Origin of the sequence: Streptomyces sp. SID486, from assembly GCF_009865385.1 — a bacterium.
Taxonomy (GTDB): domain Bacteria; phylum Actinomycetota; class Actinomycetes; order Streptomycetales; family Streptomycetaceae; genus Streptomyces.
In genome coordinates this window covers 1-11,375 of record NZ_WWJT01000333.1, presented here as the reverse complement: position 1 = coordinate 11,375, position 11,375 = coordinate 1, and the positions used below count along the sequence as shown (strand labels likewise).

General features: G+C 70.6%; 9 protein-coding genes and 1 pseudogene. All 10 read left to right on the top strand.

Going from position 1 to position 11,375, the window contains the following annotated elements:
• A partial coding sequence (gene yvcK, locus GT045_RS15390; protein ID WP_161334507.1) for a uridine diphosphate-N-acetylglucosamine-binding protein YvcK occupies window positions 1-1,010 on the top strand: 1,010 nt, incomplete at its 5' end.
• A complete protein-coding gene (gene whiA / locus GT045_RS15385; RefSeq protein WP_161289831.1) occupies window positions 1,001-1,990 on the top strand; it encodes a DNA-binding protein WhiA in 990 nt (329 codons plus the stop codon). The genes yvcK and whiA, both read left to right, overlap by 10 nt.
• A gap of 152 nt (window positions 1,991-2,142) precedes the next feature.
• A complete protein-coding gene (locus GT045_RS15380; RefSeq protein WP_161334506.1) occupies window positions 2,143-5,097 on the top strand; it encodes a M14 family metallopeptidase in 2,955 nt (984 codons plus the stop codon).
• A 298-nt stretch (window positions 5,098-5,395) separates the two neighbouring features.
• On the top strand, window positions 5,396-6,406 hold the full coding sequence (gene gap, locus GT045_RS15375) for a type I glyceraldehyde-3-phosphate dehydrogenase (RefSeq protein ID WP_161289837.1): 1,011 nt from the start codon (window positions 5,396-5,398) through the stop codon (window positions 6,404-6,406).
• 132 nt (window positions 6,407-6,538) lie between these two features.
• The gene (locus tag GT045_RS15370; RefSeq protein ID WP_161289840.1) at window positions 6,539-7,750 is read left to right on the top strand and encodes a phosphoglycerate kinase; all 1,212 of its coding nucleotides are present in this window, start codon (window positions 6,539-6,541) and stop codon (window positions 7,748-7,750) included.
• 5 nt (window positions 7,751-7,755) lie between these two features.
• The gene (gene tpiA, locus GT045_RS15365; RefSeq protein WP_161289845.1) at window positions 7,756-8,532 is read left to right on the top strand and encodes a triose-phosphate isomerase; all 777 of its coding nucleotides are present in this window, start codon (window positions 7,756-7,758) and stop codon (window positions 8,530-8,532) included.
• 114 nt (window positions 8,533-8,646) lie between these two features.
• The gene (gene secG, locus GT045_RS15360; RefSeq protein WP_202515434.1) at window positions 8,647-8,877 is read left to right on the top strand and encodes a preprotein translocase subunit SecG; all 231 of its coding nucleotides are present in this window, start codon (window positions 8,647-8,649) and stop codon (window positions 8,875-8,877) included.
• Between the two features lie 234 nt (window positions 8,878-9,111).
• Window positions 9,112-9,447, top strand: coding sequence for an RNA polymerase-binding protein RbpA (locus GT045_RS15355; RefSeq protein ID WP_003976875.1), 336 nt, complete (start codon window positions 9,112-9,114; stop codon window positions 9,445-9,447).
• Between the two features lie 122 nt (window positions 9,448-9,569).
• Window positions 9,570-10,838: an MFS transporter gene (locus tag GT045_RS15350; protein ID WP_161334505.1), complete on the top strand. Its 1,269-nt coding sequence runs from the start codon at window positions 9,570-9,572 to the stop codon at window positions 10,836-10,838.
• Window positions 10,839-10,890: 52 nt separating this feature from the next.
• Window positions 10,891-11,375: pseudogene (locus tag GT045_RS15345) on the top strand (glucose-6-phosphate isomerase); the annotation flags it as partial.

The following is an 11,375-nucleotide window of genomic DNA, read 5'->3' as shown; positions in this document are numbered from 1 at the left end:
CCGGCCGCCCGGCCGAGGCCCGCGGGGCCCGGCCCCGTCGGCGGGGCACTCAGCCCAAGGTGGTCGCGCTCGGCGGCGGCATGGGCCTGTCCGCGTCGCTGGCCGCGCTGCGCCGGATCACCGGGGACCTGACCGCCGTCGTCACCGTGGCCGACGACGGCGGCTCCAGCGGCCGGCTCCGGGACGAACTGGGCGTGCTGCCGCCCGGCGACCTGCGCAAGGCGCTGGCCGCGCTGTGCGGGGACGACGACTGGGGGCAGACCTGGGCCCGGGTCATCCAGCACCGCTTCCAGTCCCAGGGCGACCTGCACGAGCACGCGGTCGGCAACCTGCTGATCGTCGCCCTCTGGGAGCAGCTCGGCGACCATGTGCAGGCACTCGACCTGGTCGGCAGGCTGCTCGGCGCGCACGGCCGGGTGCTGCCCATGTCCGCCGTGCCGCTGGAGCTGCAGGCCCTGGTCAAGGGGCACGACCCGGAGCGCCCGGACGACGTGGACACGGTGCGCGGGCAGGCGACGGTCGCCCTGACGCCCGGCGAGGTGCAGTCGGTGCACCTCGTGCCCAACGACCCGCCCGCCGTCCCCGAGGCCGTCGCGGCGGTCATGGACGCGGACTGGGTGGTGCTCGGTCCCGGCTCCTGGTTCTCGTCGGTCATTCCGCACCTGCTCGTCCCCGAGCTGCTGGACGCGCTCACGGAGACGAAGGCCCGCCGGGTGCTCTCCTTGAACCTGGCGCCGCAACCGGGAGAAACCGAGGGGTTCTCCCCGCAGCGTCATTTGGAGGTTTTGGGGCGACACGCCCCTAAACTCGCCCTGGACGTGGTGCTGGCCGACGAGGCCGCCGTGCCCGACCGTGACTCGCTCACCGAAGCCGCCAAGCGGCTGGGAGCCGCGGTCGAGCTGGCGCCCGTGGCCCGGACCGACGGATCACCCCGGCACGATCCGGAACTGTTGGCCGCCGCGTACGACCGTATTTTTCGGATGCATGGAAGGATCGGCCCATGGCGATGACGGCAGCGGTGAAGGACGAGATCTCCCGGCTCCCCGTCACCCGGACCTGCTGCAGGAAGGCGGAGGTTTCCGCCATTCTGCGGTTCGCCGGCGGCCTCCACCTGGTGAGCGGGCGCATCGTGATCGAGGCGGAGCTGGACACCGCGATGGCGGCACGCCGGCTCAAGCGGGACATCCTGGAGATCTTCGGACACAGTTCCGAGCTGATCGTGATGGCGCCCGGCGGGCTGCGCCGCGGCTCCCGGTACGTCGTACGGGTCGTCGCCGGCGGTGACCAGCTGGCCCGGCAGACGGGGCTTGTGGACGGCCGGGGCCGGCCGATCCGCGGGCTGCCCCCGCAGGTGGTCTCCGGCGCGACCTGCGACGCGGAGGCGGCCTGGCGCGGCGCCTTCCTGGCGCACGGTTCGCTGACCGAGCCCGGCCGCTCCTCCTCCCTGGAGGTGACCTGCCCCGGCCCGGAGGCCGCGCTCGCGCTGGTCGGCGCCGCCCGCCGGCTGTCGATCGCGGCGAAGGCCCGCGAGGTGCGGACGGTGGACCGGGTGGTCGTCCGGGACGGCGACGCGATCGGCGCCCTGCTCACCCGCCTCGGCGCGCACGAGTCCGTGCTGGCCTGGGAGGAGCGCCGGATGCGGCGCGAGGTGCGGGCCACCGCCAACCGGCTCGCCAACTTCGACGACGCCAACCTGCGCCGTTCGGCCCGCGCCGCCGTGGCCGCCGGCGCCCGGGTGCAGCGGGCTCTGGAGATCCTGGGCGAGGAGGTCCCCGAGCACCTCGCCGCCGCGGGCCGGCTGCGCATGGAGCACAAGCAGGCGTCCCTGGAGGAGCTGGGCGCGCTCGCCGACCCGCCGCTGACCAAGGACGCGGTCGCGGGACGGATCCGCCGGCTGCTGGCGATGGCCGACAAGCGCGCCTCCGACCTCGGTATCCCGGGCACGGAGGCGAACCTCAGCGAGGAGCTGGCGGACAACCTGGCCGGCTGACCCGACGCCCCGTCAACTCACCGGTGCCGGCCCCCGATCGGGTGGTCGGCACCGGCGTGTGCGTGTCCGTGCGGCGCTCTTGACTCGATCATCGTGTGACATGAGCCTGGCAACCTGTTCGCCGCTGTGGCGGACCACCTCCAGGGGGGTTCATGAGACACAGAGCGAGATCGATCCTCGCTGCCGGCGCGCTTCTCATCGGCGGAGCGAGCCTCGCACCCACGGCCCAGGCACACAGCGGAAACCCGGCGAAGTCCGACCCGGACGAGGTCAAGGTCTTCCGCGCCGATGTCACCGGCAAACAGATTCCCCTGCTGCTCGAGGCCGGCCAGGACGGCCAGGAGCTGGGTGAGCGGGTACCCGCCGACGGCAGGGCCGCGGTGGAGGTCTACCTCACCGACAAGCAGGCGGCCCAGCTGCGCCACAAGGGCGTCGCCCTCACCGAGCGCACCCTCTCGGCCAGGGCACAGGCCCGGGTCGAGGGCGCCGCACAGGGGGTGTTCCGCCCGTACAGCGGCAGCGGCGGGCTCCGGCAGGAGATCCTCCGCACCGCCCAGGCCAACCCCGGCCTCGCCAAGGTCGAGTCCATCGGGCGGACCGTCAGAGGCCAGGACATCCTCGCGCTCAAGCTGACCGGGAACGCGAGGAAGTCGAAGGACGGCTCCAAGCCGTCCGTGCTCTACATGTCCAACCAGCACGCGCGGGAGTGGATCACGCCGGAGATGACCCGGCGCCTGATGCACTACTACCTGGACCACTACAGGACCGACAAGCGGGTCAAGAGGATCGTCGACACGACCGAGCTGTGGTTCGTCCTCTCGGCCAACCCCGACGGCTACGACTACACGTTCCAGAGCGCCGACAACCGGCTGTGGCGCAAGAACCTGCGGGACGTCAACGGCGACGGCGTCATCAGCACGGGCGACGGCGTCGACCTCAACCGCAACTTCGGCTACAAGTGGGGCTACGACGACGAGGGCTCGTCCCCCAACCCCACCAGCCAGACCTACCGCGGCGCGAGCCCGGGGTCCGAGCCCGAGACCCGGGCGCTGGACGCCTTCGAGAAGCGCGTCGGGTTCAGGTACGCGATCAACTACCACTCCGCCGCCGAACTGCTCCTCTACGGCGTCGGCTGGCAGGTGGCCACCCCGACCCCGGACGACGTCCTCTACAAGGCGCTCGCCGGCACGCCGGACAATCCGGCGATCCCCGGATACCGTTCGCAGCTCTCCTCGGAGCTGTACACCACCAACGGCGAGGCGGACGGACACGCGTCGAACGTCAACGGCCTGGCGATGTTCACCCCCGAGATGTCGACCTGCCAGACCGCCTCGAAAGTCGATCCGAACGATGCCTGGAAACCCGAGGACTGCCAGTCGGAGTTCAACTTCCCCGACGACGAGAAGCTGATCCAGCAGGAGTTCGCGAAGAACGTCCCGTTCGCGCTCTCCGTCGCCGAGACGGCCGCCCACCCCGACAAGCCGGCGTCCTCGGTCGGTCTGGGCGCCGCCGACTTCACCCCGGCGGCGTTCACCACGTCGTACTCCCGCGGCGCCGACCAGGAGGTCTCCGTCGTCGTCCGCAAGGCGGTCCGGGACAAGGAACTGAAGTACCGCGTCAACGGCGGCCGCACCCTCGACCAGGCGCTGAAGCACTGGAAGGGCGGACGGACCTACGGCGGTGAGGACGACCTCTACTTCGACGAGTACCGCGCCGAGGTGCAGGACGGCGTGCCGGGCGACAAGGTCGAGGTGTGGTTCACCGGCGAGACCAGGGCCGGGAAGAAGGTCTCCAGCCCGCACTTCACGTACACCGTCGCCGAGCGGCCGAAGGCCGACACCCTCGTGGTCGCCGAGGAGGGCACGCCCGCCACGCAGGCGCGGACGTACACCGACGCGCTGAAGGCGGCCGGCCACAGGGCGATCGTGTGGGACGTCGCCACCCAGGGGGTCCCGGACGCGCTCGGCGTCCTGGGGCACTTCCCGACGGTCGTGCACTACTCGGGGGCGAAGGGTCCGGCGAACCCCGTCCAGCTCCAGCTGCGCTCCTACCTCAACGAGGGCGGCAGGCTGATCGAGGCCGGTGAGCTGGCCGGCGGCAGCGTCGACCTCGGCGGCGGCACCCTGTCGGACGACTTCAGCCAGTACTACCTGGGCGCCTACAGCCGTACGTCGACCAAGGGGGCCACCGGCTTCACCGGCTCCGGCGCGCTCGACGGCTTCACCGGTGCCCTCGGCGACGCGCCCGGCAACCCGCTCGACCGGGCCGGCACCTACGCCGTCACCTCCGACGAACTGCCGCCCGCGACGTATCCGCAGTTCACGAGCGCGGGCGCGGGTGCCTTCGCGGGGACCGTCAACCCGTACGGGCCGTACGCGGGTGCCGCCATGGCCGCCGCCGTGCACACCGACGACGCCTACAAGCGCCTCACCCGCACCATCGACCTCACCGGTGTCACCGCCGCGGACCAGCCGGCTCTGAGCACCCGGCTGCTGTGGGACACCGAGCCCGGCTACGACCACGCCGTGATCGAGGCGCACACGGTGGGGAGCGACGACTGGACCACCCTGCCGGAGGCCGGAGGGGCCACGAAGACGGACGTACCGGCCGAGTGCGGGGCCGGCTTCCTCATCGGTGAGCACCCGTGGCTGAAGCACTATCTGACGCTCGCCGGCAACGCCTGCACCGCGACCGGCAGCACCGGCTCCTGGAACAGCCTCACCGGCAGCTCCGGCGGCTGGCGGCAGGTGAGCTTCGACCTGGGCGCCTACGCCGGGAAGTCCGTCGAGGTCTCGATCAGCTACGTCACCGACCCCGGCAGCGGCGGGCACGGCGTCCTCGTCGACGACGCCGCACTGACGGTCGGCGGCGCGGCGCGGGAGACCGAGGGCTTCGAGTCCTCCCTGGGCGCCTGGAGGGCGGCCGGACCGCCCGAGGGCAGCCCGGCGGTCCTGAAGGACTGGGCGCGGACCGGGACCCTGTTCAGGACCTACGGAGCGGTCGCCACGGACGACACCGTGCTGTTCGGCTTCGGCCTGGAACAGGTGGTCTCGGCGGCGGACCGGGCGGCCCTACTGAAGAAGGCGTTCCGCGCGCTCGACAGGTGAGCACCACCCCCTCTCAACGGTGCGCCGAGAGGGGGCACATCAAGTGAGCCGACCCGCTCACGAACGAGTGAAAAAGGCACCGAGAGTGCCCGGCTTTCCGTGATAAATGCGGGTGAATCCACTGCCGTTCCGAGGTGGTCCGTACCCCTACTGGCGGGTACGGACTGCCTGCCCGTGTATGCGGCATCTCGATGTCACTCCGGGGTCCTCGGAGAGGTAGGGTCGGTGGTGGTCGGGGACATCCCAAACAGAGCTCGCCGGCACCGCATGGCCGGCGTACCAACGAGGAGATCGGTTCGTGACGATCCGCGTAGGCATCAACGGCTTCGGCCGCATCGGCCGTAACTACTTCCGCGCGCTGCTGGAGCAGGGTGCAGACATCGAGGTTGTGGCTGTCAACGACCTGGGTGACACGGCGACCACCGCCCACCTGCTGAAGTACGACACGATCCTGGGCCGCCTCAAGCAGGAGGTCTCCCACACCGCCGACACCATCACCGTCGACGGCCACACCATCAAGGTGCTCTCCGAGCGCAACCCGGCGGACATCCCCTGGGGTGAGCTGGGCGTCGACATCGTCATCGAGTCGACCGGCATCTTCACCAAGAAGGAAGACGCCGCGAAGCACATCGCCGGCGGCGCCAAGAAGGTCCTCATCTCGGCTCCGGCCAAGGACGAGGACATCACCATCGTCATGGGCGTCAACCAGGACCAGTACGACCCGGCGCAGCACCACGTCATCTCCAACGCCTCCTGCACCACCAACTGTGTGGCGCCGATGGCGAAGGTCCTCGACGAGAACTTCGGCATCGTCAAGGGTCTGATGACCACGGTGCACGCGTACACGAACGACCAGCGCATCCTGGACTTCCCGCACAAGGACCTGCGCCGCGCCCGTGCCGCCGCCGAGAACATCATCCCGACCACGACGGGTGCCGCGAAGGCCACCGCCCTGGTCCTGCCGCAGCTGAAGGGCAAGCTGGACGGCATCGCCATGCGCGTGCCGGTTCCCACCGGCTCCGCCACCGACCTCGTCGTGACGCTCCAGCGCGAGGTCACCAAGGACGAGGTCAACGCCGCGTTCAAGAAGGCGTCCGAGGACGGCGACCTCAAGGGCTACCTGTCCTACACCGAGGACGAGATCGTCTCCTCCGACATCGTCGGCGACCCGGCCTCCTGCACCTTCGACTCCTCCCTGACCATGGTCCAGGAGGGCAACTCGGTGAAGATCCTCGGCTGGTACGACAACGAGTGGGGCTACTCCAACCGTCTCGTCGACCTGACGGTCTTCGTCGGCGGCCAGCTCTGATCGTCGAAGCGAGATCGTGAAGTGAGAGCAGGGCTCGGGCAGCGCAAGGGCGCGCTGGCCGGGCCCTGACTCACGTGCAGAACAGCGATGACTACGATCACGGAGCAGCATCAGCCCTCGGGAGCCCCATTCATGAAGACGATCGACGAACTCATCCAGGACGGTGTCGAAGGCAAGCGGGTCTTCGTCCGCGCCGACCTCAACGTCCCGCTGGACGGCACCACCATCACCGACGACGGCCGTATCCGCGCCGTCGCCCCGACCATCGCCAAGCTCGCCGAGGCGGGTGCCAAGGTGATCGTCGCCTCGCACCTGGGCCGTCCCAAGGGCGCGCCGGACCCGCAGTTCTCGCTCGCCCCGGTCGCGGAGCGGCTCGGCGAAATCCTCGGCAAGAACGTCTCGTTCGCCACCGACACGATCGGTGACAGCGCGAAGGCCACTGTCGCCGCACTGGCGAACGGCGAGGTCACGCTGCTGGAGAACCTCCGGTTCAACGCGGGTGAGACGAGCAAGGACGATGCGGAGCGCGGCGCGTTCGCCGACTCCCTCGCCGCCCTGGCCGACGTCTACGTGGGCGACGGCTTCGGTGCCGTGCACCGCAAGCACGCCTCGGTCTTCGACCTCCCGGCACGTCTTCCGCACGCCGCGGGCGACCTCATCGCCACCGAGGTCGGCGTCCTGAAGAAGCTCACGGAGAACGTCGAGCGCCCCTACGTCGTCGCCCTCGGCGGCGCCAAGGTCTCCGACAAGCTCGCCGTCATCGACCAGCTGCTCGGCAAGGCCGACCGGCTGCTCATCGGCGGCGGCATGGCGTACACCTTCCTCAAGGCCCAGGGCCACGAGGTCGGCATCTCCCTCCTGCAGGAGGACCAGATCCCGGCCGTCAAGGAGTACATGGAGCGCGCCGAGAAGAACGGCGTGGAGCTGGTGCTCCCCGTCGACGTCCTCGTCTCGACGGAGTTCCCGGACCTGAAGACCAAGGCCCCGGCCGACCCCACCGTCGTCGCCGCGGACGCCATCCCGGCCGACCAGGAGGGTCTGGACATCGGCCCCGAGACCCGGAAGCTCTACGCCTCGAAGCTCGCCGACGCCCGGACCGTCTTCTGGAACGGCCCGATGGGCGTCTTCGAGCACCCCGACTACGCCGAGGGCACCAAGGCGGTCGCCCAGGCCCTCGTCGACTCCGACGGATTCACCGTCGTCGGCGGCGGAGACTCCGCCGCGGCCGTGCGTACGCTCGGCTTCGACGAGAAGGCATTCGGCCACATCTCGACCGGTGGCGGCGCCTCCCTCGAATACCTCGAGGGCAAGACGCTCCCCGGCCTCGCCGCACTGGAGGACTGACCTCGATGAGCACGCGCACGCCGCTGATGGCGGGCAACTGGAAGATGAACCTCAACCACCTCGAGGCCATCGCGCACGTCCAGAAGCTCGCCTTCGCTCTGGCCGACAAGGACTACGAGGCCGTCGAGGTCGCGGTCCTGCCGCCCTTCACCGACCTGCGCTCCGTGCAGACCCTGGTCGACGGCGACAAGCTCAAGATCAAGTACGGCGCCCAGGACATCTCGCAGCACGACTCCGGTGCCTACACCGGCGAGATCTCCGGCCCCATGCTGGCCAAGCTGAAGTGCACCTACGTGGTGATCGGCCACTCCGAGCGCCGGCAGTACCACGCCGAGACCGACGAGATCGTCAACGCCAAGGTCAAGGCCGCCTACAAGCACGGCCTCACCCCGATCCTGTGCGTCGGCGAGGAACTGGACGTCCGCGAGGCGGGCAACCACGTCGCGCACACCCTCGCCCAGGTCGAGGGCGGTCTGAAGGACCTCCCGGCCGAGCAGGCCGAGACCGTCGTGATCGCCTACGAGCCCGTCTGGGCCATCGGCACCGGCAAGGTGTGCGGCGCCGAGGACGCCCAGGAGGTCTGCGCCGCCATCCGGGCCAAGGTCGCCGAGCTGTACTCGCAGGAGGTGGCGGACAAGGTCCGCATCCAGTACGGCGGCTCCGTGAAGTCGGGCAACGTCGCCGAGATCATGGCCCAGTCCGACATCGACGGCGCCCTGGTCGGCGGTGCCTCGCTGGACGCCGACGAGTTCGTCAAGATCGTGCGGTTCCGCGATCAGTAGGACGAGCGGTGAGTAGGCGGTAGCGGCGATACGTCGTACCCTTGCGGGGGCGCAGCCAAGGCGCTGTGCCCCCGTCGTCCGTCAACATCCGAGGAAGTTGGTCCAGCCGTGGTTTTGGGGTTCTCGATCGCCCTGATCGTCTTCAGCCTGCTGCTGATGCTGCTGGTGCTGATGCACAAGGGGAAGGGCGGCGGCCTCTCCGACATGTTCGGTGGCGGCATGCAGTCCTCCGTCGGCGGCTCCTCGGTCGCCGAGCGCAACCTCGACCGGATCACCATCGTGATCGGTCTGCTGTGGTTCGCGTCCATCATTGTCCTCGGCATCCTGATGAAGACGAACAGCTGACGCACCGAACGGTGCAAACGGGACGTACGTCCCGCACATTCCGTATATTCCCCACGTAAAGCCCCGTGTTCGGTACGCGCTCGTGAGCGCGGCCTATCATGGGGCTTGCGTCTGGATGTGGGGCCGGTAACTCCAATCACTGGACGCGCGTTGGGCCTTACGTAGACTGAGGCGCTCGCGGCGAAGCGAAACGCCGACTCGCTTCGCGGCACCATCACGCAGGGAGTTACGACCGTGGCAAGTGGCAACGCGATCCGAGGAAGCCGGGTCGGGGCGGGGCCGATGGGCGAGGCCGAGCGCGGCGAGTCCGCCCCGCGCCTGCGCATCTCCTTCTGGTGCTCCAACGGGCATGAGACGCAGCCGAGCTTCGCCAGCGACGCGCAGGTTCCCGAGACCTGGGACTGTCCGCGCTGCGGCTTCCCGGCCGGTCAGGACCGGGACAACCCGCCGGACCCGCCGCGCACCGAGCCCTACAAGACGCACCTCGCGTACGTGCGGGAGCGGCGCAGCGACGCGGACGGAGAGGCGATCCTCGCCGAAGCGCTCGCCAAACTGCGGGGCGAGATCTAGGAGTTCGACCGGCCGGGCGCCTGCGGGTGCCTGGCCGGAGCCGTCTTCGCCGCTCGGCGCCGACCGGTTGTCAGTGGTGCCCTCTACCGTTTTCGTGAAGGTGCGAACGGCGAGGGGGAGTTGTGACGGCGGTCGAGTCGAGGACGCGGCGTGCGCCCGCGTGGCGCGGGGGCTTCGGGCGGCTGTGGGGCGCGGCCGTGCTCTCCAGCTTCGGTGACGCACTGCGTACGGCCGCGCTGCCGCTGCTCGCCGTCTCGATGACCGGCCGGCCCCTGCTCATCGCCGCCGTGACGGCCTGCGGCTACCTGCCCTGGATCGTCTTCGGACTGCTCGGCGGGGCGGTCGCCGACCGTGTCGACCAGCGGCGCGCCATGTGGACGGTGGACACGATCCGAGCGCTGCTCGTCGCCGGTTTCGCGGCCGTCGTGGCCCTCGGTCACGCGTCGATCGCCCTGCTGATCGCGCTGGCCTTCACACTCACCGCCCTGGAGACCCTCTTCGACAACGCCGCCACGGCGCTGCTGCCCGCGCTGGTGGGCACGGAGGACCTCGGGAGCGCCAACACCCGCCTCCTGACCGGGCAGCGTGTCGCCGGCGGTCTGCTCGGCGCGCCGGTGGCGCCCCTGCTGCTGACCGCCGGCGCCGCCGCACCCTTCGCCGCCGATGCGGCCACCTTCCTGCTGGCCGCCGCCCTGGTCGCGTCCCTGCGCACCGGCGCGCCCGCGCGGGAGCCGAGGCCGGCCGGCACCACCCTGCGCCGGGAGATCGCCGACGGACTGCGCACCCTGTGGCGCGACGCAGCCCTGCGCGGTCTGTGCGCCGCCACCGCCCTGTGCAACATCGGGGTGGCCGCCCTGGTCGCCACCCTGGTGGTCCTGATCACCGGCCCGCTGCACGGGGGCAGCGCGGGCTACGCGGCGGCGACCACGGCCTACACGGTCGGCAGTCTGGCCGGAGCCGCCGTGACCGGCCCGCTCGTCGCCCGGCTGGGCCGTGCCCGGGCGGTCCTGCTCGCCGGCGCGTTGCAGACCGGTGCCCTGGTCGTGATGGGCACCGTGGGCAGCCTCGTGGCCCTGGCGGCCTCCATGGCCGTGTTCGGCGTCATGGGCATGGTGTGGAACGTGAACACCACGACCCTGATGCAGCAGCGCACCCCGGCCGGGACGGTGGGGCGGGTGTCCGCCGCGTTCCGTACGCTCGCCGTCGCCGGGGCGCCCGTGGGCGCCCTGCTCGGCGGCGCCGCGGCCACCGCCTGGGGTGCGGGCGCCCCGCCCCTGCTCGCCGCCGCCTTCTTCGTCCTGTCGGTCATCGCACTCATACCGGCGCGCAAACCGGACGTGCCTGTCGTCGTCCACGCGGACAGCGTCGCGACCGCTCGCCCCGTGCACTGATCAATTAGGTTGGAACCGCTGGGACAGGCACGAAAGAAGGCGGAAGTCGGAAATGAACGCAGACGGCCGTACCAGGCTCGACCAGACGTCCGAATGGACCGCTCTCGCCAAGCACCGGGAGGAGTGGGCGGACACCCGGCTCAGGGATCTGTTCGACGCCGATCCGGCTCGCGGCACCGGGTACACGCTCCGGGTCGGCGACCTCCACATCGACTACTCCAAGCACCTGGTCACCGACGAGACGCTGCGCCTGTTGCGCGAGCTGGCCGCCGCGACGGACGTCTTCGGGCTGCGGGACGCGATGTTCCGCGGCGAGAAGATCAACGTGACCGAGGACCGCGCCGTGCTGCACACCGCCCTGCGCGCCCCGCGCGACGCGGTGATCGAGGTCGACGGCGAGAACGCGGTCCCGGCCGTGCACGCCGTGCTCGACAGGATGGCCGGCTTCGCCGAGCGCGTCCGCTCGGGCGAGTGGACCGGTCACACCGGCAAGCGCATCAGGAACGTCGTCAACATCGGCATCGGCGGCTCCGACCT